This is a genomic window from Maricaulis sp., assembly GCF_017642925.1.
Lineage (GTDB): Bacteria > Pseudomonadota > Alphaproteobacteria > Caulobacterales > Maricaulaceae > Maricaulis.
Genome location: NZ_JAEPOL010000018.1, coordinates 1 through 23,710 on the forward strand (window position 1 = coordinate 1; position 23,710 = coordinate 23,710).

The 23,710-nt window shown below is 66.5% G+C and carries 26 protein-coding genes; 16 read left to right on the forward strand and 10 right to left on the reverse strand.

Annotated elements, in window-relative coordinates:
• Positions 1-185: 185 nt before the first annotated feature.
• Together pdeM and JJ918_RS13795 are read right to left on the reverse strand one after the other, a co-directional pair.
• Positions 186-896, reverse strand: coding sequence for a ligase-associated DNA damage response endonuclease PdeM (gene pdeM / locus JJ918_RS13790; protein ID WP_291888415.1), 711 nt, complete (start codon positions 894-896; stop codon positions 186-188).
• Between the two features lie 277 nt (positions 897-1,173).
• The gene (locus JJ918_RS13795; protein WP_291888418.1) at positions 1,174-3,654 is read right to left on the reverse strand and encodes a ligase-associated DNA damage response DEXH box helicase; all 2,481 of its coding nucleotides are present in this window, start codon (positions 3,652-3,654) and stop codon (positions 1,174-1,176) included.
• 330 nt (positions 3,655-3,984) lie between these two features.
• On the opposite strand from JJ918_RS13795, the gene JJ918_RS13800 reads away from it, so the two are divergent.
• The 11 genes from JJ918_RS13800 to JJ918_RS13850 all read left to right on the forward strand — a co-directional run bounded on the left by JJ918_RS13800 (position 3,985) and on the right by JJ918_RS13850 (position 11,657).
• Positions 3,985-4,929 carry a hypothetical protein gene (locus tag JJ918_RS13800; protein ID WP_291888421.1) on the forward strand — a complete coding sequence of 315 codons (945 nt, stop codon included), beginning with the start codon at positions 3,985-3,987 and terminating at the stop codon, positions 4,927-4,929.
• A 95-nt stretch (positions 4,930-5,024) separates the two neighbouring features.
• Positions 5,025-5,855, forward strand: coding sequence for a mechanosensitive ion channel domain-containing protein (locus JJ918_RS13805; protein ID WP_291888424.1), 831 nt, complete (start codon positions 5,025-5,027; stop codon positions 5,853-5,855).
• A 65-nt stretch (positions 5,856-5,920) separates the two neighbouring features.
• Entirely contained in the window at positions 5,921-6,226 is a 306-nt protein-coding gene (locus JJ918_RS13810) for a DUF6460 domain-containing protein (RefSeq protein ID WP_291888427.1), read from the forward strand.
• Between the two features lie 73 nt (positions 6,227-6,299).
• Positions 6,300-7,130, forward strand: coding sequence for a PleD family two-component system response regulator (locus tag JJ918_RS13815; RefSeq protein ID WP_291888429.1), 831 nt, complete (start codon positions 6,300-6,302; stop codon positions 7,128-7,130).
• Positions 7,131-7,226: 96 nt separating this feature from the next.
• Complete coding sequence (locus tag JJ918_RS13820) at positions 7,227-7,715, forward strand: PaaI family thioesterase (RefSeq protein ID WP_291888432.1); 489 nt, start codon at positions 7,227-7,229, stop codon at positions 7,713-7,715.
• A complete protein-coding gene (locus JJ918_RS13825; protein WP_271186461.1) occupies positions 7,712-8,143 on the forward strand; it encodes a PaaI family thioesterase in 432 nt (143 codons plus the stop codon). The genes JJ918_RS13820 and JJ918_RS13825 overlap by 4 nt, the downstream gene beginning before the upstream one ends.
• A 193-nt stretch (positions 8,144-8,336) precedes the next feature.
• The gene (locus JJ918_RS13830; protein ID WP_291888437.1) at positions 8,337-8,648 is read left to right on the forward strand and encodes a UrcA family protein; all 312 of its coding nucleotides are present in this window, start codon (positions 8,337-8,339) and stop codon (positions 8,646-8,648) included.
• 220 nt (positions 8,649-8,868) lie between these two features.
• Positions 8,869-9,204, forward strand: a complete 336-nt coding sequence (locus tag JJ918_RS17260; protein WP_367277711.1) for a UrcA family protein — start codon at positions 8,869-8,871, stop codon at positions 9,202-9,204.
• Positions 9,205-9,418: 214 nt separating this feature from the next.
• Positions 9,419-9,733: a UrcA family protein gene (locus tag JJ918_RS17265; protein WP_367277712.1), complete on the forward strand. Its 315-nt coding sequence runs from the start codon at positions 9,419-9,421 to the stop codon at positions 9,731-9,733.
• 136 nt (positions 9,734-9,869) lie between these two features.
• Entirely contained in the window at positions 9,870-10,193 is a 324-nt protein-coding gene (locus JJ918_RS13845; protein ID WP_291888446.1) for a UrcA family protein, read from the forward strand.
• A gap of 96 nt (positions 10,194-10,289) precedes the next feature.
• Positions 10,290-11,657, forward strand: a complete 1,368-nt coding sequence (locus tag JJ918_RS13850; protein ID WP_291888449.1) for an MATE family efflux transporter — start codon at positions 10,290-10,292, stop codon at positions 11,655-11,657.
• Here the strand turns inward: JJ918_RS13850 and JJ918_RS13855 are convergent.
• The gene (locus JJ918_RS13855) at positions 11,609-12,640 is read right to left on the reverse strand and encodes a quinone-dependent dihydroorotate dehydrogenase (RefSeq protein WP_291888452.1); all 1,032 of its coding nucleotides are present in this window, start codon (positions 12,638-12,640) and stop codon (positions 11,609-11,611) included. The genes JJ918_RS13850 and JJ918_RS13855 overlap by 49 nt on opposite strands.
• Positions 12,640-12,996 carry a DUF952 domain-containing protein gene (locus JJ918_RS13860; RefSeq protein WP_291888455.1) on the reverse strand — a complete coding sequence of 119 codons (357 nt, stop codon included), beginning with the start codon at positions 12,994-12,996 and terminating at the stop codon, positions 12,640-12,642. Before JJ918_RS13860 ends, JJ918_RS13855 begins: the two co-directional genes overlap by 1 nt.
• Positions 12,997-13,458: 462 nt before the next feature.
• Here JJ918_RS13860 and JJ918_RS13865 point away from each other — a divergent pair, with 462 nt between their 5' ends.
• Positions 13,459-14,079: a helix-turn-helix transcriptional regulator gene (locus JJ918_RS13865; RefSeq protein WP_291888457.1), complete on the forward strand. Its 621-nt coding sequence runs from the start codon at positions 13,459-13,461 to the stop codon at positions 14,077-14,079.
• 57 nt (positions 14,080-14,136) lie between these two features.
• A complete protein-coding gene (locus tag JJ918_RS13870; protein ID WP_291888461.1) occupies positions 14,137-15,549 on the forward strand; it encodes a cytochrome P450 in 1,413 nt (470 codons plus the stop codon).
• Positions 15,550-15,753: 204 nt separating this feature from the next.
• Here the strand turns inward: JJ918_RS13870 and JJ918_RS13875 are convergent, their stop codons facing one another.
• The 4 genes from JJ918_RS13875 to JJ918_RS13890 form a co-directional block, all read right to left on the reverse strand.
• On the reverse strand, positions 15,754-16,734 hold the full coding sequence (locus JJ918_RS13875; protein WP_291888465.1) for an acetyl-CoA carboxylase carboxyltransferase subunit alpha: 981 nt from the start codon (positions 16,732-16,734) through the stop codon (positions 15,754-15,756).
• A gap of 102 nt (positions 16,735-16,836) precedes the next feature.
• Positions 16,837-17,772 (reverse strand): site-specific tyrosine recombinase XerD, encoded by a 936-nt coding sequence (locus tag JJ918_RS13880; RefSeq protein ID WP_291888468.1) that lies wholly within the window; start codon positions 17,770-17,772, stop codon positions 16,837-16,839.
• The gene (locus JJ918_RS13885) at positions 17,769-19,415 is read right to left on the reverse strand and encodes a hypothetical protein (protein ID WP_291888471.1); all 1,647 of its coding nucleotides are present in this window, start codon (positions 19,413-19,415) and stop codon (positions 17,769-17,771) included. Before JJ918_RS13885 ends, JJ918_RS13880 begins: the two co-directional genes overlap by 4 nt.
• Positions 19,384-19,524 carry a hypothetical protein gene (locus JJ918_RS13890; RefSeq protein ID WP_291888474.1) on the reverse strand — a complete coding sequence of 47 codons (141 nt, stop codon included), beginning with the start codon at positions 19,522-19,524 and terminating at the stop codon, positions 19,384-19,386. The genes JJ918_RS13885 and JJ918_RS13890 overlap by 32 nt, the downstream gene beginning before the upstream one ends.
• Before the next feature lie 107 nt (positions 19,525-19,631).
• On the opposite strand from JJ918_RS13890, the gene JJ918_RS13895 reads away from it, so the two are divergent.
• The 3 genes from JJ918_RS13895 to JJ918_RS13905 are packed head-to-tail and all read left to right on the forward strand — an operon-like array spanning position 19,632 to position 22,554.
• On the forward strand, positions 19,632-20,171 hold the full coding sequence (locus JJ918_RS13895) for a shikimate kinase (protein WP_291888477.1): 540 nt from the start codon (positions 19,632-19,634) through the stop codon (positions 20,169-20,171).
• Positions 20,168-21,271 carry a 3-dehydroquinate synthase gene (gene aroB, locus JJ918_RS13900; protein ID WP_291888479.1) on the forward strand — a complete coding sequence of 368 codons (1,104 nt, stop codon included), beginning with the start codon at positions 20,168-20,170 and terminating at the stop codon, positions 21,269-21,271. Before JJ918_RS13895 ends, aroB begins: the two co-directional genes overlap by 4 nt.
• A complete protein-coding gene (locus JJ918_RS13905; protein ID WP_291888482.1) occupies positions 21,268-22,554 on the forward strand; it encodes an HlyC/CorC family transporter in 1,287 nt (428 codons plus the stop codon). Before aroB ends, JJ918_RS13905 begins: the two co-directional genes overlap by 4 nt.
• On the opposite strand, the gene JJ918_RS13910 is transcribed toward JJ918_RS13905, so the two are convergent.
• Together JJ918_RS13910 and JJ918_RS13915 are read right to left on the reverse strand one after the other, a co-directional pair.
• Entirely contained in the window at positions 22,551-23,330 is a 780-nt protein-coding gene (locus JJ918_RS13910) for a DUF3313 family protein (RefSeq protein ID WP_291888485.1), read from the reverse strand. The two genes, JJ918_RS13905 and JJ918_RS13910, sit on opposite strands and share 4 nt — an antisense overlap.
• A 78-nt stretch (positions 23,331-23,408) precedes the next feature.
• Entirely contained in the window at positions 23,409-23,675 is a 267-nt protein-coding gene (locus tag JJ918_RS13915; RefSeq protein WP_291888488.1) for a BolA family transcriptional regulator, read from the reverse strand.
• Positions 23,676-23,710 lie beyond the last annotated feature (35 nt).

The window sequence follows — 23,710 nt, forward strand, 5'->3', positions numbered from 1 at the left end:
ACCGCCTCATTTCTCCCAACCGCCTCATTTTTCCCGGACGGAGGCCTGCGCAGGCAGGCTGCAGATCCGGGACCGACCGAAGATCATTTCAAGCGATGTGTTTCCCGTCGATCCCGGCGCTTCCGCCCGGCTTTCGCCGGGCTTCCGGCCGGGAAAAACGGAGGGCTATTTGGGCATCCAGGGGGTCATCCATCCCCCACACACTTGCCGCCCGCCACCGGCCAGACCTTCTCCCGCCCCATCACCAGCGCATCCGGTACGCGGCCGAAGCAGCGGGAGAAGGCCTCGTCGCAGACATTCAGCCCCCCCGTGAACGCCCCGAAGGCGGGCATGACCAGCCTCGTGCCGTCCGTCGCGAAACACCTCCGCCTCAGCGCGCGGCCGTTGCGGCGGATTTTGGCGGCGGGGTGGAGGTGGCCGGCGATTTCGCCTTTCGCTTCGCCCTCCGTGGGTTCATGACGGAAGACGAGGCCGGCGAGTTCGACGGTCTCGTGCACTTCGCCGCCGAATTGCGGCGGCGGGGCGGGGTCGTGATTGCCCTCGATCCAGATCCAGCGCGGCACCGACGCCACCAGGGCGGCGAGCGCGGCGGTGTCGTCGGCGTGCATGCGGCCGGCGGCGCGCAGATCGTGAAAACTGTCGCCCAGGGCGATGACGGTGGAGGGGGTGTGGCGGGCGATGCCGGCGGCGAGGCGTTTCAGCGTCGCGCGGGTGTCATAGGGCGGCATCAGCTGGCCGCCGGCCGCCCAGGCTGAACCCTTCTCGAAATGCAGGTCCGAAGCGACGAGAATGCCGGCCCCGGGCACAGCGAGCAGGCCCGCCGGGTCGGCGAGGACCGGGATGCCGGCGATGGCAGTTTTCAACATGTCGGCCGGCAGGTGCGGTGGGGCGTTCATGGGTGTGGTTATCGCGCAAACTTCCTGGCGGGGTAAGCAAGGGGTGCAGGTTTTCCTGTGGGCTCTCGAAATCCATAAACCGCCGTCATCCCACGGTCGCTGCGCAGCAGCGATCCGGGGGACCTCAGCCAACCCGTTCGCATGCCGCACGCGCCTCGCTACAGAGTGAAGCCGTCACCCTGATAGCTAAGGTCCCCCGGACCACCCGCCCGCGCTGCGCGCGGGCTGGCCGGGGGATGACGCTGTTTCATGATTTCGATTCGGCGCCCGACAGGCCCTAATCAAGCCGCATCGCCTCCGCGATCAGGTCTTCGGACGAGACATCTTCCAGGATGCTTTCATGGCCCTCGCCATAGACCGGTTCCTTGCCAATCTCGAGCATGACGGGCACGGCGAGCGGGGAGATGCGGTCCAGATCGACATGTTCGATATGGCCGCGGACACGGGCGAGCGCAGTGCCGAGGCGGTGGATGTCCAGAAGGCCGGTGCCGGCATCGGCCCAGGCGGCTTTGAGGAGGATGTGGTCGGGCTCGTGCTCGCGCAGCACATTGTAGATCAGGTCGGTGGAGATGGTGACCTGACGGCCGGTCTTTTCCTGGCCGGGAAAACGGCGCTCGATCAGGCCGGCGATGACGGCGCAATTCCTGAACGTGCGCATCATCAGCTGGCTTTCCGCCAGCCAGGCATCGAGATCGTCGCCCATCATGTCCTCGGAGAAAAGCGCGTCGAGATCGACCCCGGACATGTCGCGCAGCCCCCAGACCGAGAGCGCGTATTCATTGGCGACGAAGCCCATGGGGCGCATCCGCATGCGCTCAAGCCGGCGGGTGAGCAGCATGCCCAGCGTCTGGTGCGCCAGCCGCCCCTCGAACGGGTAGCAGACGAGATAGAAGCGCGCCGAACGCGGGAAGGTCTCCACCAGGAGGCCGTCGGCCCGGGGCAGGCGCGAGCGCAGCTTCTGCAGCTCGAGCCAGTCGCGCACCTGGTCCGGCAGGGCATGCCATTTGCCCGGATCCTGCACCATGTCGCGCACCCGGGCGGCGAGATAGGTGGAGAGCGGAAACTTGCCGCCCTGATAGGAGGGGATGCGCGGATCTGTGTCGCTGGAGCGGGTGACGCGGGCGGTCATCTCCTCGATCCCCTCGAAGCGCAGCACCTGGCCGGCGAACAGGAAGGTGTCGCCGGGCACGAGCTGTTCCAGGAACCATTCCTCGATCTGGCCGAGCCTGAAACCGCCGCGCCCCTTTGAGGAAACGACCACATCGAGCATGGGGGCCTCGACAATGGTGCCGACATTGAGCCGGTGGCGCTGGGCGATCTGCGGCGTGCGCACACCCCAGCGCCCGTCCTTGCGCCTGATGAGACGGCGGAAGCGCTCATAGGTTTTCAGCGCGTAGCCGCCCGTGGCGGTGAAATCGAGCAGGCTGTCGAAGGTCTCGCGATCGAGTTCGGCGTAGGGCGCCGCGCTGCGGATCTCGTCATAGAGGTCGTCTTCGTCGAAAGGTTCGCCGCAGCCGCGGCCCATGATGTGCTGGGCCAGCACGTCCAGCGCACCGGCCTTCAAGGGCTCTCCGTCGAGCGCATTCTCCGTGACGGCCTCGGCAGCGGCCTGGCATTCCAGATGCTCGAACCGGTTGGTGGGCGCGAGCAGGGCTTTCGAGGGCGCGTCGAGCCGGTGATTGGAACGGCCCAGACGCTGGATCAGGCGCGAGGAGCCTTTCGGCGCGCCCATCTGGACCACCAGGTCGACATCACCCCAGTCGATGCCCAGATCGAGCGTCGAGGTACACACCACCGCTTTGAGCTTGCCGGCCGACATGGCCGCCTCGACCTTGCGCCGCTGTTCTGGCGAGAGCGAGCCATGGTGCAGGGCGATGGGCAGGTTTTCGGTATTGATGTTCCAGAGTTCCTGGAAGGTCATCTCGGCCTGCGAGCGTGTGTTGACGAAGACCAGCGCCATCTTCGCGGCCTTGATGCGCTGATAGACGTCGGCCATGGCGTGACGGCCGGAATGGCCGGCCCACGGAATGCGCTCGCCCGGATCGAGGATTTCCACTTCCGGCCGCGCGCCGGCCTGGCCGCGCACGATGCGGGCAAAGCGGGCCTCTTCTCCCGTCTGCGGCGTCAGCCAGCGGGCCAGCCCGCCCTCGTCGGCCACCGTCGCGGACAGCCCGGCCCGCCGCACATCCGGCGCCCATTGCGCGATGGCGGCAAGGCCCAGGCTGAGGAGGTCGCCGCGCTTTTGCGGCGCGATGGCGTGGATCTCGTCGATGACGATGCGCTTGAGGTCGCGGAAGAAGGCCTCGGCATTTGCCGTGGCGCAGAACAGGGCGAGCTGCTCCGGCGTGGTGAGCAATATGTCCGGCGGATGGGCGCGCTGGCGCTGGCGTTTGGACGGCGAAGTGTCGCCGGTCCGGGTCTCGATGCGAATATCCAGCCCCATCTCGCTGACCGGCGTCATGAGATTGCGGGCGACATCGACCGAGAGCGCCTTCAGCGGCGAGATATAGAGCGTGTGCAGACGGTGCGGCCGCTGCTTGCCGGGGCGCTCGGACACGATCTCCGCCAGCTCGATCAGGCTGGGCAGGAAACCGCCCAGCGTCTTGCCGCCGCCGGTGGGCGCGATCAGCAGTGCATCCTCGCCGGCCTGCGCTGCAGCGATCATCTCCAGCTGATGCGCACGCGCCGCCCAGCCGCGGCTGGCGAACCAGTCGGCGAAGCGGGCAGGAAGCAGCATGTCGGCCTGGCTGTCGGGCATGAGGGTTCGCTGGCGCTTCGGGCGACAAGGGGTATGCGGCCGACGCCTCATATACCGTCACCCTGACGAAAGTCAGGGCCCAGTTCGCAAGGCTGCCTTGAGCCAAACCTGGCCCGATTCAGCTTTAGGACCTGGGTCCCGGCTTTCGCCGGGATGACGGTATATGAGGCGTCGAGTTCCTGGATCGATGATCTAGCGCATTGCGGACGCCTGCGCGAGCCGCGAGGCGGAACGAACGGGGGACAAATCCGCGGAGCGTCCCCCTGCAAAGCCTGCCCCGTTTTCGCCATGCTTGCAGGCGTAGAGTAAGGCAGCGAGGGATTTGGGACCATGACGGCTTCCGTCATCGATCGTTTTGTGGCGCTGGACAGCGCCTTCCGCGAGCATTCACGCCGCGGCGAACGCATGTATGCACGCTTTGCGGCCCTGTCGGGCCTGTCGAGCGATGCGCCGCCTGAATTCCTGGTCTCCCGCGCCATTGCCATCCGCGATGAGCTGGATGCGGGCCTGGGGGCGTGGAAGGAGCCGGGCAAGTCGATGCGCCTGGTCTTCGCAGCGGCCCTGGCCGCCGCCGGCCGTACGGCGCCGCACTTTTTCGACACGCGCAGCGCGCTGAACCGCCGCCGCAAGGAGCGCGGCGGGCGCGGCCTCAATCATGGCGGTTCCTGCGCGGCGCTGGCCTTGGTGTCTGCTGGTGGCCTGCCGCACCATGTCGACGCCTTCTACGACATTCTCGAAGCCATCGCCGCGCCCTGGTGGCGCCGCGACAGTGCACGCGAGGAAATGGTCGCCGCGATCTTTGCCGCCATGGGCGAGATGCCGCACGAGGCACTGGAACGGCTCGACACGGCCCGCGAAGCGCTGCGCACGGCCGGTGTGCCCAAGAGCCACGCCGAAGCGGCCGCCTGCGAGATCGCCTTTTTCGACTTCGATCCGGCCGCCATCGCCCCGGCCTGGACCACGCTGAACACCGCGGTGCGCGGCCGTTCGGCCCTGCGTCACGGGGTGGGCAAGACCGGACTGGCGGTACTGGCTGCCCACGGCAATGGCCGCGCGACGGCCGACGCCCTTGTCGCCAGTTTCGAAGCCGTGCGCGCCCTGAAGCCGAAACCGTCCGGCGATGTGGCCGCGAAGCTGGCCATGCGCCTGGCCCAAGCCCAGACCGGCGAGACCGCGCCGATCGCTGCGGCGCGCGACCTGGCTGCCATCCTCGCCGCCCAGGCGGCGATGATCGCCGCCGTGGCCGCTTCGACCGCCGTCGTCGCCGCAAGCTGACCCGCCTGCCCGCCGTCCGCTGCAACCGCATTCCCCTCTCCCCCCAAGGGTGGTAGGAGCGAATACGGGACGACCTGCAAGCGGAGAGCGAGAGCATGAACGTCGAAGAATTCCTCAATCCGGAAACCATGGCGGTTCTCGCCGAGCGCGCCATCGCGGCCGGGACGAACCTTGTTCTGGCCATCCTGATCCTGATCATCGGCTTCATCGTGGCCGGCATGGTGAAGAGCGGTGTGCGCAAGGCGGTCTCGCGGTCCAGCCGCATGGACGCGACGCTGGCGGGCTTCTTCTCCTCGATCGCCTACTATGCCGTTGTCGCCGTGGTCCTCATCGCCGTCCTGGCGCGCTTCGGCGTGCAGACGGCCAGCCTGGTGGCCGCGCTCGGTGCAATCACCCTGGCTATCGGCTTTGCGCTGCAGGGCACGCTGTCGAACATCGCCGCCGGCGTGATGATCATCGCCTTCCGCCCCTACTCCATCGGGGACTGGGTGGAAGTGGCCGGCGTGGCCGGCGGTGTGAAGGACGTCAATCTCTTCACCACCGTGCTGGCGACCGGCGACAACAAGAAGATCATCATCCCCAATGGCCAGGCCTGGGGCGACATCATCACCAACTATTCGGCGAACCCGACCCGGCGCGTCGATTTCACCTTCTCGATCGATTATTCCGACGATATCGACAAGGCGATGGACGTGATCAAGTCGACGCTGGGCGCCGATGCGCGCATCCACAAGGATCCCGAAATCTTTACCGCGGTTGCGGCGCACGGCGCGTCCTCGGTGGATATCGTGACGCGTGTCTGGGTGAATACGGGCGACTATTGGGGTGTGCATTTCGACGCCATGAAGAGCGTCAAGGAAGCCTTCGACACGAACGGCATCTCCATCCCCTACCCGCACCAGGTCAATGTCGAGAAGAAAGACTGACCGGCCTCTTGTGATCGGGGCCGTCATGGCCCCGATTGCGCCCCATTTGGACGTAGAGTGAGCCCATGAGCGAGAATTCGACACCGCAGCGCCGCAGCTTCGTGCAGCGCCTCGTCAGAATGTCCACCGCCGACATTCTGCGTCTGGTCTTCCTGTGCGTCCTGGCCGGCTTCCTGCTGGCCGCACTGAATGTGAACCCCGGCGACCTCTGGGTCGACTTCTTCGGCACGCTGGCCGAGAGCTGGGGCCGTTTCATCCGCTTCATCACCGAAAGCGCCGGCTGGGCTGTCGAATACTTCCTGCTGGGTGCGGTTCTGGTCATCCCGATCTGGATCGTGTTCCGGGTCCTGCGGACGCTGGGCCGCGAATAGCGCCCTGAAATCAACCACCTGTTAACCGGCTTATTTTGCGACTTGGCAATACTGAGTTGCTAAGACCGGGCGCATGAACGCTGCAGCCCACGATATTCTCGGCATCGACATGACGTCGAGCGAACCGGCCGCGCCGCCCTCCAGGGGACGGCCGCTCCTGCTGCAGTCCAACCCGTTCCTGCGGTCCATCCTGATCTCGCTGATGCGCGAGGCCGGCTCGCAGGACGTGCTCGTCGCGCGCTGTGCCGACAGCGCCCTGACCGTGATGGACCAGAGCCTGCCCAGCATGATCGTCGCCGACTGGAACGATCAGGAAGAGGCATCGGAAGACCGGCTGCGCCTGGTGCGGCGGATCCGCGAGAGCGAGAGTGCCATCTACCGCCGCACGCCGATCATCATGGTGTCGCAGCCGCGTTCACGCCGCGAGATCGAGATGGCGCGCGATGTCGGCGTCACCGAGTTCATCATCACGCCCATCGCCCCCGTCACGCTGCAGACACGGATCCGCTCGCTCTACGACATGCCGCGTGAATTCGTGGCCTCGCCGCGTTTCAACGGACCGGACCGCCGGCGCCGCAAGCGTCACGCCGCGGGCCCGAGCTACAAGCGCACAGCCGATGTCGATGCCGGTCTGACGACGCCGATGGCCGCCGCCCGCGCCGCCGCCGTTGCGCTGGTCAACGAGACCCAGCTGAGCGGCGATCCGCTTGCCGTTCGGGTCGGCCGGTCGCTGCAGCGTTTCATCTCGCATATCCGCGACTACACCTCCGTCGAGGCCGAGGTTGCCAACATGCACCGGGCTGCGCTGGCGCAGCTGACGCGGATGGCGGAAGACGGCAATCCGCTGCGCGAGCCCGTCGTGACCGGCCTGGAACAGGTCGTCGACAAGCGCATGCGGCGCTGACGACACACCCGGTCACACGCGCCCCTGTCCTGAAAACAAGTCTGGCAGACCGGACGGCCCTGCCGTATCACCGGATAAACCGGATACGGAACCGCCATGGACGACGATATTCAGCACCGTCTCGACACGATCGCCCCGCTGATCGTGGACGGGTCTCCCCACGCTGTGGCGCTGGGCTTCCGCATCGACCGGCTGACGCCGGGCAAGGCCGCAATGAGCGCGCCCTACAGCGAAGCCCTGATCGGCGATCCGGAAACCGGCACCTTGCATGGCGGTGTGATCACCGCCCTTCTGGACCATGTATGCGGCATGGCCGCCTTCGGCGGGCTGGGCGCCAAGGATACGCCGGCGACGCTGGACCTGCGGATCGACTATATGCGCCCGGCCAGACCGGGACAGGACATCCACGCCGAGGCCGAATGCCTGAAGTCGCACGGGCTGGTTGCCTTTGTGCGGGCCACGGCCCATGACGGCGATATCGACGATCCGGTCGCCATCGCCCAGGCCGCCTTCATGATCACGCGCGCCTCCAAGGCCGCCCAGGAGCGCGCCATGAAGGCCATGCGCGGGGAGCATCCGCTGTGAGCCGCGCCCTGCTCGACACGCTGATGACAGCGCCCTATGTCGCCCGTTTCGGGGTGCGTCTGGAAGTGAAGGGCACCGAGCTGACCGGTGTCCTGCCCTTCGACAATGACCTGGTCGGCAATCCGCTGATCCCGGCACTGCATGGCGGCGCTGTGGGGGCTTTTCTGGAGATCGTGGCCTCGGGCTCGCTGCTGCTCAGCCAGCCGCTGCAAAAATTGCCCAAGCCGATCGATGTCGCCATCGACTATCTGCGTCCGGCGCGGGCCCAGGATGTCTATGCCCGGGCGATCGTTGCGCGTTCGGGCCGCCGGGTCGCCAATGTCCGCGCAGAGGCGTGGCAGGGCCGCACCGACGCGCCGGTCGCGACCCTGCACGGTCATTTCCTGATCACGCCGGAAAGCAGCGATCCCGCACCAGTCCAGCGCTGACGCGGAACCATCCCGACACGCAAGACAGGCTTCGATGACGGCGCCATGTCAGCCGCTACAGCGCTTCCGCATGGCGGGCCTGCACGCGTGAGGTGCGATCGGTCACGGCGCTGAGACGCAGGTGCGCGAAGAGGACGCCGCGCCGGCAATCGCCTGCGCCTGGCCCCGAATCACCCCGTCCTGGAGACCCCGCATGATCCGCGTTCTGCTCGCCGCCGCCCTTCTGGCCACCTCTGCCGCTCCGGCTTTCGCCAACGACACCCGCACCGTGGAAATCCGTTACGATGTCCGCGATCTGACCCGCCCGGAAGGCATCCGGGACCTTGAAGCCCGTATTGCCGACGCCGCTGAACGCGTCTGCGAACTGGACTCCCGCCGCCTGTCCGACCGCCAGGCCGAACGCCGCTGCGAAGCCGAAACCGTCGCGGACGCCCTGGCTTTGGTTCGCGCCAAGGCCGGCGAGCCGGCCCTTCGCCCCGCATCGGCCGAAGCATCCACCAACTGATCCTGTTTGCGGAAAGCGGGCCGCTGCATGCGGTCCGCTTTCTCCTCTCCGCCTGCAAGACCCGGCAAACCTGCGCATTACCGCGACGACAGTTTGTGAACACGAGCTTTCACCGTTTTAGGGTGCAGGTCACACCACCGTCAGACGAGAATTGCGACCATCCTCCTGCGGCATGCGGTTCACAAGGGGTGAGCCAGCCGCGCCAAGGGAGGTTTCCACCATGCTCGCTCGTATACTTGTTTCCGCATCGGTCGTCCTGGCCGCCGGCTCCGCAGCCTGGACCGACGACGATGACCATCGCTCGCAGGTCATTACCGTTCGTCCGTTCGAGCTGGCCGATCCAGTCGCGCGCGAAGAACTCCAGGTCCGGATCGAAAATGCGATTGAATCCGTCTGTCGCTTCAGCGGCCAGCGCGATCTTGCCAGCCTGAACAATCGGCGGCGGTGCAGGACCGAAACGCGGGAAAGTGTCGAATCCCAGCTCGGCTTCCCGATCGCGGAACTGAAAGACCGGCACCTTGACCGGCAGCTCGCCCTTCACCTGACCTCCCACTGACCCTGTCAGTGATCGACTCGTGCAAGGGCTCGCACGGTCCGTCACCGGGCGGAAGAAGAAACAAAGGGATACCGTCGCCCGGTAACCGATCATACGATTTTGCATGACCGACCAACACGACAAAGATGCGACCTCCTCTGGTATTCCCTTTTTTTCACACCAGATGGCTATCCGCTGACATTCGAATTTGAATGACGTCTTCGCGGAGGCCCCAATGCCCAGATTTACCCCTACCGCCCTGGCGCTGGCCTTGCTTTGCGCGCCAGCATCGCACGCCCTTACGCCACCCCCATCCATCGAGATCGAAGTCGATCGGCGCGAGCTTGCCGATCCGGACCGGCTGCCCGCCCTGCAGTCGCAAATCCGCGATGCCGCAAGGCGTGTATGCCGGGAATATGTCATCGACGATCTGTTGCGAGCCTACACCCTGCATGACTGCATCGAGGCCACAACGGCGCAGGCCATGAGCCAGCTCGAAGCACTGAGAGCCGCCGACCAGCCTGAAATCCAAACACCCCGCGGCAACTGACAGCCCATACATTATTGAATTATTGCGCTGCATCATTTTTGCTGCATCGCCGTGGACAATCGCTTTCGACGCAATAATGTTTAACCCAACAACCCCATTCAAACGCGTATAGCGCCATCTCGACTGGAGTTCTGCCATGACCCGCATCGCCATCGCCGCCCTTGCCATCACCCTCGCAGCGCCCGCCGCTTTTGCGTCGCAGCCGGTGTCCGGCATCGCCATTGAGGTCACCGACGCCGACCTGAACGACGACGCCCGCCTCGCCCGGATCGAAACCAGCATCAGCGAAGCGGCCGAACAGGTCTGCCGCAGACAGGTTATTTCCGACCTGCTGCGCGCCTACACGCTGCGGGACTGCATCGAGGCCACCACCGAACACGCCATGGCCCAGCTGGACGCCCGCCGCGGCGTCACCACGCTGGCCGCAGCCGAAAACCAGGTCGCCAGCTCCGAACACTAGGCGACCCGTTCGTTGCCCGGCCCCTCCCGGCCGGGCAACGCCCACCTCCCGCGAAAGACATTTCCCCTCGCGCTGGAAACGCGCTAGGTGCCCGGCATGTCGATCGCGCCCCTTACCCGCACCGATGTCCTTAAGCGCGCCTGGCCACTGGTCTTTGCCAATGCGGCCGTGCCGCTGGCCGGCGTGACCGACACTTTCGTGCTCGGCCTGTCAGGCGAGACCGCCGATCTGGGCGGTGTGGCACTGGGCGGCGCCATCTTCTCCGTTTTCTACTGGAGCTTCTATTTCCTGCGCATGGGAACGACCGGCCTGACCGCCCAGGCCGACGGCGCAGGCGATACGGCCGAGATCCAGCGCATTCTGATACGGGCTTTCGCGATTGCCGGCCTGCTGGGCTTCGCACTCTTCATCCTGCGCGACGCGATCGCCTGGGGCGGGTTCGCCGTGCTGCAGGGGACAGCCGACGTCGAGGAAAAGGGGGCTCACTACCTGCTCGCCCGGGCCTGGGGCGCACCCGCCGCGCTGGGCGCCTTCGCGCTGTCCGGCTGGCTGATCGGGCTGGGCCGCAACGGCGCCACGCTGGCTCTCTATGTCATCTTCTCCCTGACCAATATCGCGCTGGACCTCTGGTTCGTGCTGGGCCTTGGCTACGGCCCCGGCGGCGTTGGCGCAGCAACCGCGATTGCCGAATGGGCCGGCCTTGCCGTCGGCCTGGTCTTCGCAGCACTGGTGCTTCGGCAGCAGGGCGGCTGGACCGATGGCGCGACGGACCGCACACGCCTCGTCGATCCAGGCGCCCTGCGCGAGATGTTCCAGGTCAATATCAATCTGATGATCCGCACCTGGTCGCTGGTGATCGGCTTTACCTGGTTCGCCAATGCCGGCGCCCGCCAGGGCACGGCGCCGCTGGCCGGCAATCACGTCCTGCTGCAGATCATCTCGCTGTGGGCCTTCGTGCTGGATGCCTTCGCCTTCGTGGCCGAAGCCGAGGCCGGCCGGGCCTTCGGACGCAAGTCGCTACCTGCCCTGCGCCGGGCCGTGCGGCTGACCGGCGAGCCCATGTTCGCGGCCGGCGCGGTGTTTGCGGTCGCAACCTTCCTGTTCGGCGCCGACGCGCTGGCCCTGGTGATCGAGGATGCGGATACACTGGCCGCCGCACAGGCCTATCTGCCCTGGTGCGCCATTGTGCCCTTCCTGGGGGCAGGTGCCTGGCTGATGGACGGGGTGTTTATCGGCACAACCAGCGGCAAGTTCCTGCGCAATGCCGGCCTGGCCGCGGTCGCAGTCTATCTCGCGGCCGACGCCATCTTGTCGCCCATGTTTGCCAATCACGGCGTCTGGGCTGCCTTCCTGATTTTCTATGTCGCACGCGGCGGCGCGCTGGCAGCGGCCTACCCGGCTCTGGAGCGCCGGCTTCAGCCCGCACCGACAGCCTCGGACACCGAAGCGAACCCGTCGGCCTGAAGCCGCTCGACCAAGCCGTCCTTGATCTGCTGTACCAGGCCGGGCCCGTGATAGACGAGGCCGGTATAGAGCTGGATCGCATTGGCCCCGGCGCGGATCTTGGCATAGGCCGCATCGGCACTGTCGACACCGCCGACACCGATGATCGCCAGGTCCGGCCCCGCCGCCTCGCGGAACAGGCGCACCAGCTGCGTCGAACGCTCGAAGATCGGCGGGCCGGACAATCCGCCCGCCTCGCCCATATTCGCGCTCTTGAGGCTTTCCGGACGCAGGATGGACGTGTTCGAGACGATCACGCCATCAAGACCGTGGCGCGCGACGGCCTCGACCATCACCCCGGCCTCACTGTCATCGATATCCGGCGCGATCTTCAGGAAGACCGGAACCTGGCTGCCAATTGCAGCAACGGCCGCCAGCAGCGTGTCCAGCGCACCGGAGGATTGCAGCGTGCGCAGGCCGGGCGTGTTGGGCGAGGAAACATTGACCGTGAAGAACTGCGCCAGCCCCTGCAGCGCCTCCAGACAGGTCACGTAGTCCGCGACACGGTCCTCGCTATCGAGATTGGCGCCGATATTGACGCCAACGACACCGCCCCTGCGGGCGCGGCGGGCGAGATTGCTGCGAAAGCGGGCCAGCCCCTGATTGGGGAAGCCCATGCGGTTGATCACCGCCTCGTCATCCTCGAGCCGGAAGATACGCGGGCGCGGCTTGCCATCCTGCGGCCGCGGCGTGACAGCGCCGCACTCCACAAAGCCGAACCCCATGGCAAGCAGCGCGTCCGGCGCTTCGGCGTTCTTGTCGAAGCCTGCAGCAAGGCCGATCGGATTGGGCAGGTCGATCCCCGCGAGGCGTATCGCCAGACGCGGATCGTCCGCGCCGCGCTGCCGGGGCCCCAGCCCGGCCTTGAGACCGAGAATGCCCAGCCTGTGGGCGCGCTCGGGATCCAGCCCTTTCAGCCAGTGTGTCGCCTTGTCGTGCAGCATCAGTCTCGCTCCAGCTCGGCGGGCAGCACCCAGTCGCCCTCGTCATTGCGGCGCACGTGGCGCAGGCCCCGCACCGCACTGGCCGGGATATCGCCATAGACATGCGGGAAAAGCGCACCGCCGCGCGACTTCTCCCATTTCACCGTATCACCCAGCGCTTCCAGATCGATTTCGACCAGGAGGAGGCGCTCATGCGCGTTATAGTGCTTGACCAGCGTGCCCTCGACCTGGTCAGCGGCAGATAGGTGGATGAAACCGTCCGCGACGTCGTGGGGGTCGCCGGAAAAGACGCCCTCCATCATGACGGCGGCCCAGCGTTCAGGCACGGCGAGTCGATATGCGGTTTTCGGTGTCATGCCTGACGGGGTAGCCCTGCCCGCCAGACGTGGCAAGGCCGGGCGGCAATTGCGATCCGGTTCGCAGATGCTATATTGGGAATTGGAGTGCGGACGAGCCTTACGGCCCGCCCGCTTTCCTCAGATCATGATGAAGACCCGGATTCGAACGTGCCAGCTCGTCCGGGTCTTTTTCATTTCCAAGGTGATGCTAAGTGGTATAGGCCACATGACATCACTCCAATCTGAAGGCGAGGCCCTCTCGCCTCGGTCGGGGTGGCCCATCCTCCCCGAGCGCGCCGCTGGCCCGGCGCTGCTGCTTTCACCTTCAAACCGATCCGCAATCAGCACGCCTGAACACCCGGATTGCGTACATATACCATATAATGCATCTTTTGCGTGTATATCAATCCGGGCAAGCGCTCTCCGGTTGCAAGCCGCTTCGCGTTTTCCCAAACCCGCTCGTCGCACTAAACTCGGGCCATGTTCACGCACGAAGAGATCTGGCGGGGGATTGACCGCCTGGCGGCCCACGCCCAGACCAGCCCCTCCGGGCTGGCGCGACGCGCCGGGCTTGACTCCACCACCTTCAACCCGTCCAAACGTTTCTCACGTGATGGCGAAAAACCGCGCTGGCCCTCGACCGAGAGCCTCGCCAAGGCCCTCGCCGCGGCACACATGGACTTCACCGGCTTTGCCGATCTCGTCGCGGGCAAACAGCGCACGGACAATCTGAGAACTCATAGCCTGGCTGACAGTGCAGGCGCTTTCGATGCCGGTGGCCTGCCGCGTGGCGAGGGCTGGGCGCGCATCCCCTTCCCCGGTCTGGCGTTTGACAAGGCCTATGCGCTGACCGTCGAGGGCGACGAGATGGAACCGGTCTTCCGGGCCGGCGATCGCCTGGTCGTCACACCGGACGACCCGCCGCGCGAAGGTGACCGGGTCGTCGTGCGCGAGCGCGGCGGCGCCATCTGCGCCTGGAGGCTGGGCGTACAGACCGTCCAGACGCTCACCCTGCACGCCCTCAACCCCGCGCGCCCGGACCGCAAGCTGGCCCTGAGCGAACTGGACTGGATGGCGCGCATCGTCTGGGCCAGCCAGTAGCAAGCCGCGACCTTTCGCGCATGGGCGGCGCGTGCCGGCCGCACTAGATTGAGGGAAATGTCAGGCGAGAACGTGATGAACCAGGTCTTCCAGCCGCCCAAACCGCCCTATGCCGTCTACAGCGGCGTCGGCAAGCTGCGCCCGTCGGACTACTGGATCTATTTCCGGGCCATGCGCCGCAATCCGCTGGAAGTCTGGGGCGAGCATCATTTCTCGATCCGGCTCGCGCCCTTCCGCTTCCTCGGCCGCTCCAGCTTGATCGTCAACGATCCGGACGCCATCCATCACTGCTTCGTCACGCGGTCGGACAATTTCACCATGAACCCGCTGCGCCAGGCCGTGCTGAAACCCTTCCTGCGCGACGGGCTGCTCACCGCCGAGGGCGAGACCTGGAGCAAGGCGCGCAAGGCCGTCTCGCCCGTCTTCACCCCGCGCAAGGTCAACGCGTTCGCGCCGCAGATCCGGCAGGTGTGCGAAGACGCTGCCGCCGCATTCGAAGCGATCGACGGGCGCACCATTCCGGTGTCCGACGCCATGGTCGATCTCACGCTCGACGTGCTGATCGAGACCCTGTTCTCCGGCGACGAGGCGCTGGACAAGGCGCGCTTCACGGCGGGCATTCACCAATTGCTGGAGATCAGCGGCATCCCCCATCCGTTCGATCTGTTGCACCTGCCCGGCTGGATCCCGCGGATCGGCCAGGGCAAGTCGCGACGGGTGATCGCCGATCTGCGGCGCCAGGTCTCCGACGTCGCCGCACAGCGCCGCAAGGCGCCCTCGCCGGAGGAGAGCGGCCGTGCGCCGGACTTCCTTGACCTGCTGCTCGGCGCAGGACTGGACGACACGGCGGTAACCGACAATCTCCTCACCTTCCTCGCCGCCGGACACGAGACCACGGCCCGCTCGCTGGCGTGGACGCTCTATTTGCTGTCGCGCGCGCCCGATGTGCGCGACCGGCTGGAAGCCGAGATCGACGCGGCTGCGCTGGACGACACAGATCCGGCAAGCTGGGCACAGGCGCTGCCCTGGACCGAGGCCGTCATCAAGGAGAGCCTGCGCCTCTACCCGTCCGCCCCGATGCTGGCGCGCACCTCGCGGGAGTGGGATATCGTCGCCGGCTTGCCGGTTCCCGCCAGGACCGACGTTCTCGTCTCGACCTGGCTGCTGCACCGCCAGCGCGACATCTGGGCCGAGCCCGACAGCTTCCGGCCAGAGCGTTTTCTGGGCGAAGCCGGCAAGGCGATCCCGCGCGACGCCTACCTGCCCTTCGGACTGGGACCGCGCGTGTGTATCGGCGCCCGTTTCGCGATGATGGAAATGGTGATCGTGCTTGCCTGCCTCTTGCGGCGTGTTCGCTTCGAATTCGACGGTCCGCGCGATCCGCGCCCGGTCATGCGCATCACCCTGCAACCGGACAATGAGGTTCCGATGCGGGTTTCGCGACGTGGCGAGGACGAGCGGATATCTTGAGGTTCTTCATTGTCATCCCGGCCAAATGCCCCGCGCAGGCGGGGCGTGGAGCCGGGCCCCATACGCGCCAATGCCGCCCGCAAGCAGGCTGGATATCAGCGACAGCTGGATAAGCCCCCGGGATTATGGGTCCCGGACTTACGCCCGCCCCAAGGCCGGACATCCATCCGGGATGACAAGTTGAGGGGAAGCAATCACCCCGATTTAGCCGCCATTCTCCATGCGGCCGATGGCGAGGAAACGCTCGCGGCGCTGCTTGCGCAGGGCTTCCGGCGATTGGCCGTCGAGTGCGATCAGGTGTTTCTCGATCGCATTACCGACCGCGCGCATGATCTCCGCCGGGTGACGGTGGGCACCGCCGATCGGTTCGGGAATCACCTCGTCGACGATCTTCAGCTCCAGAAGGTCCGGTGCCGTCACTTTCATGGCGACGGCGGCATCCTTGGCGCGCGCCGAGTCCTTCCACAGGATCGAGGCACAGCCTTCCGGCGAGATCACCGAATAGATCGAGTGTTCCAGCATCATCACGACATTGCCTGAGGCCAGCGCCACGGCACCGCCGGACCCGCCCTCACCGGTAACGGTAGAGATCAGCGGCGTGCCCAGATTGATGCAGCGCTCGGTCGAACGGGCAATCGCCTCGGACTGGCCGCGCTCTTCCGCGCCAAGGCCCGGATAGGCACCGGCCGTATCGACGAAGGTCAGCACCGGCAGGTCGAACTTCTCCGCCATATCCATCAGGCGGATCGCCTTGCGATAGCCTTCCGGGCGCGCCATACCGAAATTGTGCTTGATGCGGGTTTCGGTGTCGTGGCCCTTCTCGTGACCGATCACCACAACCGAACGGCCGCGGAAACGGCCCAGGCCGCCGACAATGGCGGCGTCCTCGGAAAAGCGGCGGTCGCCGCACAACTCTTCGAAATCCTCGATCAGCGCCTTGCGGTAGTCGCGGAAGTGCGGGCGTTCCGGATGCCGGGCCACCTGCGTCTTGCGCCAGGGATCGAGCTTGGAATAGAGCGCGGCAAGCTGTTCATTCGCCTTGTGGCGAAGACGCGCCGTCTCTTCCGCCGTATCGGGCGAATCCTCGCCGGACGATCCGGCCAGCGACTCCAGCTCTTCGATCTTGGCTTCCAGTTCGGCCAGCGGCCGCTCGAAATCGAGATAGGTACGTGTGGGGTCGGACATGCCCTGCCAACGCCTGTGAACGCAAAAAGGAGCCGGCAACCTAGCCAGCTAGCGAGACGGTCACAAGCCTTCGTGACCGTGCTTACGCATACGTCAATCCCGTCAATCACCGCTGGAGCCGCGTGCCAGCGGGTGTGCTGTCTGCACCAGCGTCTTCAACCGCTCGTCCAGCACATGCGTGTAGATCTGTGTCGTCGACACATCCGCATGCCCCAGCAGCATCTGCACACTGCGCAGATCGGCCCCGCGTGCCAGGAGGTGCGTGGCAAAGGCGTGGCGCAGCACGTGCGGCGAGATTTTGGCCGGATCCAGCCCGGCCGCAACAGCCAGATCGCCGAGAATCTGGGCGAAACGCTCGCGGGTCATATGGCCGCTCTTCGCGGTCCGGGACGGGAAGAGAAAGCGCTGGGCCCGCTTGGCGCGCCCGGCATCGGGCGGCAAATGCGTCTCGCGCACCGCCCTGTAGGCATCGACCGCTTCCAGCGCATTCGGCGTCAGGGGAACAAGGCGCTCGCGGCCGCCCTTGCCGGTGACATGGATACAGCGCTCGGCCCGCACAAAGGCGTTGAGCGGCAGCGAGACCAGTTCGCTGACCCGCAAACCGCCGGCATAGAGGATTTCCATCAGCGCGCGGATACGCACGCCATTCGCGCCTTCGATACGGCTGGCCGCATCGAACAGCGCGTCGACATCCGCCTCGCTGAGAATCTTGGGCAGGCTGCGGCCCTTCTTCGGCCCTTTGAGCGCCGCGGCCGGATCATCGGCCCGGCGTCCGTCGGACAGGAGAAAGCGGTAGAAGCGCTTCATCGCCGACAGGCGGCGCGCCGCGGTGGAGGCCGACAGCCCGTCCGAGGCCAGCCCTGCCAGCATGGCTTCAAGATCGGCTGTCGACGCCTCGGCCAGGGCCGTGCCGCGGGCTGCCAGACGGCCCGCGATATCGTCGAGATCGCGGCGATAGGCCTCCAACGTATTGAATGCCGCACCGCGTTCGGCGGCCATCATGTCCAGGAAGAGCGCAATGTCCCGGTTGGCGCTCACAGGGCCGACCTGACGACCCGTTCCAGCAAGACCGACAGGGCCGCCCGGCGCAGTCCCGCAGCATCCAGCGCGGCAATCGCCCGCGCCGTAGCATCGGCATTCCCTGCCGCGGCCGGATCGGCCAGGACCGAGATCGCCAGCAAGGCAGCCTCACCGCGCGCATCGGCCCGCACGGCAGCATCCATGGCGGCCAGACCGGCCGGCGTCGCCGCCGCTTCCTGTGCCAGAAGCATCGGGCGCAAGCCTTCCGGCATCGGCGCCCCCAGACGGGTCAGGGCCAGCATGTCGGTCGCCACGGCCGGGCCATGGGCCTCGAACCAGGCCGCCTGCACGGCTTCATACGTGCCGCCGCGCAAGTCATCGCCGGCAATCGCGATCGCCATGTCCAGCGCAACCATGCGGCGCGGGCTGGGCGGCACCCATTCCGGCTGCGGCGGCAGCGACATCGGCGCAGCAACGCCAGCCGCAGACGGCTTACCGTCCATATCGGGTCCGGCCGGAGCCAGACCCGGCACAGGCTGCGGACGGGCGGGACCATTGACCAGCGCATCGCGCCATTCACGCGCCAGACCGGTCTCGCCGACCAGCAGCGCGGCCAGCGCGATCTCGTAGCCATGTTCCAGCGTCACGCGCGTGATCGGCACGGTCTCGATTTCGCGGCCGTGGTGACGCGCGACATGGACGAAGCGGCCACCACCGCCCGTATCGGCCAGCATCAGCCCCAGCGCCTGACCCGCGAGCTCGCGGTCATAACCCTGGGCGATAACCTCCTCGAGCGCATGGTGACGTTCCATGCCTTCCATCGATCCGGCAGCGACGAAGAGCGCCATCGGATCCTCGCTCGAGGACGCGCGCCGCTCCATGCCGTGATGGGCGACTTCGCGCAGCCAGGCCGGCGCGGTCTCGTCGACGGCCGGTGCCGGTTCGCCCGGCGCGTGCAACGCCCGGCTCATCGCCCATTCCAGACCGTTGTCGGCAGCGGGCGCATCCGCGTCCAGCGTCGTATCGAGCATGATGGCGAACAGGCGCGCCTCGAAACCCTCATCCGGTTCCTGGCTGCGCGCGAGCTCGGCCGTCAGTTCGGCCGCGCCATCCCGGCCGTCGAGCGTCAGGCAATAGGCCCGCACCCGCAGCCAGTAGGCGTCTTCGCGGCCCTGGGTCATCGCATCGGCCGTGCGGCAGGCGCGTTCGGCATTGCCGGTGGCAAAGGCAAGCTCGGCGTGCCAGCGCGCCAGGGCCGGCGTGCGGTTGATACCCGGTGTGCGCTCGAGCAGGTCGAATGTGTCATCGGCACCGGCCGCGGCAAGCAGCAGATCGATCCGCAGCGCTGCAAGCTCGGCATCGCCACGTCCACCCGCCGGCGGACGGCCGCCGGATACTAGGACGGAGCGTGCGATTTCGGCCAGGGTTTCGCTTGTATAGCCATCGCCTTCAGCGGCCGGCAGCCGCGACAGCACGGCCTGCGCCATCGCGCGATCCGTGCCCGCCCACAGGCGGTTGCTCATCGCAGCGCCCGGCAGGCCGACTTCCAGCGGATCGAGCGCGTCCAGGCGCTCCACCTCGATCGGATCCTGAGCCAGGGCGGTACCGCCCAGCAGCGCCGCCAGCAGGCTAGCGCGGGAAATTGTCTTCCAACTCGACACGTACATTCTCCCGGGTGGGTTCCAGCCCATTCGCGATCACGGCCAGCGTCCCGAAGCCGGCCAGAACCAGCACGCCGACAACCAGCACTCCAATCAGGAAACCCCGCATTCGCCCTACTCCATGACGTTTGAAACCGGTGCGATCGGCTGCACCGGACCTCCGTGCGGAGCCTAACCGTGATTGCGGCGATTTCCAGACCGTTTATACCGCTAGGCATGACGCGAACTCTCGAAACGGATCGTCCCATCGTGCTGATCGGCCTGATGGGGGTCGGCAAGACCACGGTCGGCCGCCGGCTGGCCAAGGCGCTTGGCCTGAAATTCCGGGATGCCGATGAAGAAGTCGAACGCGCCGCAGGGCGTTCGGTTTCCGAGATCTTCGACGATTTCGGCGAGGCCGCCTTCCGTGATGGCGAACGCAAGGTGATAGCCCGCCTGCTGGACGAACCACCCATGGTGATTGCCCTGGGCGGCGGCGCCTTTGTCGATCCGGAGACGCGCGCACGCATCAAGGAAAAGGGCGTGTCGGTCTGGCTTCAGGCCGATGTCGACACGCTGGTCAAACGCGTCTCCCGGCGCGACACCCGTCCGCTGTTGCGGGATCAGGACCCGCACAGCGTTCTGCAGCGCTTGCTCGAAGCCCGCACACCCGCGTATGCAGAAGCGGACATCCATGTCGATGCGTCCGCCGGATCGCATCAGACAACACTGGACCTGATCATGCGGGCGCTGGAAGCCCGGGAGGCCGAGGCGTGAGCGACATACTTTCCGTGTCCGTCGGGCTAGGCGCGCGCAGCTATGACGTGCTGGTCGGCGCCGGCGCATTGAAGGCGGCGCAATCGCGGCTGGGTGCGCATTTCCCGCGCGGGCGCGCCATTCTGGTGACCGACCGTACCGTTGCGGGCCTGCACCTGAAGACCGTGTCCGACTGGCTGGAAGGCGCCGGACTGCGCGCCGATCCGATCGTGCTGGAGCCGGGCGAGACGACAAAAAGTTGGGCGGGCCTGCAACACCTCGTGGACACGCTGCTCGACCGCAATATCGAGCGCTCCGAGGCGGTCATCGCGCTGGGCGGCGGCGTGATCGGCGACCTCACCGGCTTCGCCGCCTCCATCGCCAAGCGCGGCGTGGACTTCATCCAGATCCCCACAACGCTGCTCTCGCAGGTCGACAGCTCGGTCGGCGGCAAGACCGGCATCAATACCAGCCATGGCAAGAACTTCGTCGGCACTTTCCACCAGCCCCGCCTGGTGATTGCCGATGCCGACCTGCTGGCCAGCCTGCCCCTGCGCGAACGCCGCGCCGGATATGCCGAGATCGTCAAGGCTGCGCTGATCGGCAACCGGCCGCTGTTCGACCGGCTGGAAGCGGCGGGCGAGACGGCCCTCGACGGTGAGACACTGAGCGAAGCCGTCGCCGCGGCCGTGGCGTTCAAGGCGCGCATTGTCGCCGAGGACGAGCGCGAGGCCGGTGCCCGCGCCCTGCTCAATCTCGGGCATACTTTCGGCCATGCCTTCGAAGCCGAAGCGCCCAAGGACAAGATCCGCCATGGCGAAGCCGTCGCCGCGGGCCTTGCGCTGGCGTTCGGCTTTTCGGTGCACAAAGGGCTCTGCCCGGCCGGGGATGCCGACCGGGTGCGGGCGCATCTGCACGCGGCCGGCTTGCCCGATAGCCCGACGACGCTGGCCCATGCCGAATGGGATGCGGAACGCTTGATCGACCGCATGCGCGATGACAAGAAGAACCGGGACGGGCGGATCGCCCTCGTCCTGGCACGCGGTATCGGCGAAGCCTTCATCGATCGCGATACCGACGAGACCGACCTGCAACGCTTTCTGGAGACCCAGCTCTCATGAGCCTCGACTGGACCCTGATCGGCCCGGTGCTGATGATTATCGGCCTTCTGTGCCTGTCTGCCTTCTTTTCCGGATCCGAAACTTCGCTGACCGCGACGTCGCGGGCCCGCATGCTGCAGATGGAACGCGACAAGCATCCCGGCGCGGCCGTGGTGAACAAGCTGATCGGCGACGGGGAAAGCCTGCTCGGCTCGATCCTGCTGGGCAACAACCTCGTGAACATCGCCGCCTCGATGATTGCGGGCCAGCTGTTCGAGGACCTGCTGGGCGGCAATTCGGTACTGTGGGCCACGCTGATCATGACCTTCACGGTGCTGATCTTCGCGGAAGTCCTGCCCAAGACCTACGCCCTGTCCAATCCCGACCGCTTCGCCCTCACCGTGGCGCGGCCGATCCTGCTGGCGGTGAAGGTTTTCGCGCCGGTGGTGCGGGCCGTGCAGGTGGTGGTGCGCGGCACGCTGCGCATTTTCGGCGCCAATGTGGAAGGCCCGGTCCTGTCGGCCCATGACGAACTGCGCGGTGCGATCGCCCTGCACCATGAGGAAGGCGGCGTGGTGAAGGATGACCGCGACATGCTGGGCGGCGTGCTCGACCTGCGCGAGCTGACGGTCGACGACATCATGGTCCACCGCAAGTCGATCCTGATGATCGATGCCGACAAGAAGCCGGCAGAGATCGTCACCGAGGCGCTGCACAGCCCGCACACCCGCCTGCCGCTCTATCGCGAGGACACGGAGAATATCGTCGGCATCCTGCATGTGCGCGACATTGCCCGCGCGCTGCACGAGGCCGATGGCGATGCGTCGGTGATCGATATCGATGCGCTACGCCGCGAACCCTGGTTCGTGCCGGAAACGACCGAGGTGCTCGACCAGCTCAACGCTTTCCGCGAAAAGCGCGAGCACTTCGCCCTGGTCGTCGACGAGTATGGCGCGCTGATGGGTCTGGTGACGCTGGAAGACATTCTCGAGGAGATCGTCGGCGCCATCGAGGACGAGCATGATATCGCCGTCGAGGGCATCCAGCCGGACAATGAGAACGGCTCCTGGCTGGTCGACGGGGCGGTGCCGATCCGCGATCTCAACCGCGCGCTGGACTGGGAGCTTCCCGACGAGGAAGCCGTCACCATCGCCGGCCTTGTGATCCACGAAGCCCAGACGATCCCGGAACGCGGCCAGGTCTTCCAGTTCCACGGCGCGCGCTTTGAAGTCGTCGAACGCCGCCGCAACCAGATCACCAGGCTGCGGGTTTCGGTGAGCCCGGACGAGCTGGACGCGCTTTAACCGGCGGCCTCCGCAGCGTCGTCTTCATCCTGGCCGATCTGGTCGAAATAGGCATCGCACGTACCGCGCGGCGTCTCGCCTTCGCTGACGTCATAGCCGGCCCTGGCCTCGACGACGAGATCGCCGAAGGCGTCGGCGAAAATGCTGGCGAGTTCGTTGGCATCAGCCAGATCGCCGAAGGCTGCCGGTCCGTCGAGCACGGTGGTGAAACCGCCGCCCGAGGCGAGGTGGTTCTGGGACGCCCAGCGGATCGCGGCGAGCTGGGTGCCGTCCTCGGCGAGGATTTCGCCTTCCGCTCCCAGCGCGCCGATGCCGATGGGCACGCGCGGATTGAGCGGCCCCGGCACTGCTGTGCCGATCACCCGTGACAGCCCCGTAGTTGCAACATTATTGCGACGCAGCCCCGTCACAGCTGCACTCAACCGTGCCGTTGCGGCCCCCTCTTCCGGCTCCGGCAGCACGGAGAAGCCGCCGCGCGCGAAACGCTGGCAGATTTCCTTGGAGAGGACCGCGCGCAGGCGATCGAGGCGCGCACCATCCAGATCGCCATCGACCTCGGCTCCGGGCGCGATTTCCACCAACGGCAGGTGCAGCACCGACAGAGCCGACAGCGCTTCGCCGTCGGCATATTCCATCACCGGCACCAGCCGGCGTTCGCCCGGCACAAGCTGCGCATCGTTCGACAGGGTGGTCGGGGTTTCAAAAGCCGTGCTGCAGCCGGCCAGCAGAAGTGCCACCCCGCCCATGACGGGAAGAGCCGATCGGGACATGCGCATGGAGAGGACGCCTCGCTGTTGCCGGTTACAGCCGGGCAAGCTAGCGCGCCCTTGTGTCATTTCAACGTTCTGGCGCGATTATTCTCCCGGCGCGCGGGCGCGGATGACGAGGGCGTGGATCTGCCCCGCCAGCTCATGGGACAGGGCCTCGTTGACCAGGCGGTGACGCTCGACCCGTGAGCGGCCGGCAAAGGCGTCCGCCACGATCTCGACGGTGAAATGGCTTTCCCCGCCCGGCCGCGCACCGGCATGTCCGGCGTGCAGATGGCTGTCATCGCGCACATCCAGCTGTTGCGGCGAGAGGGCCGCTTCGAGCCGGGCCTGGATCGTGTCCCTCATGGACATGGCAATACTCCACAAGTCTTGACGCGTCCGACCAT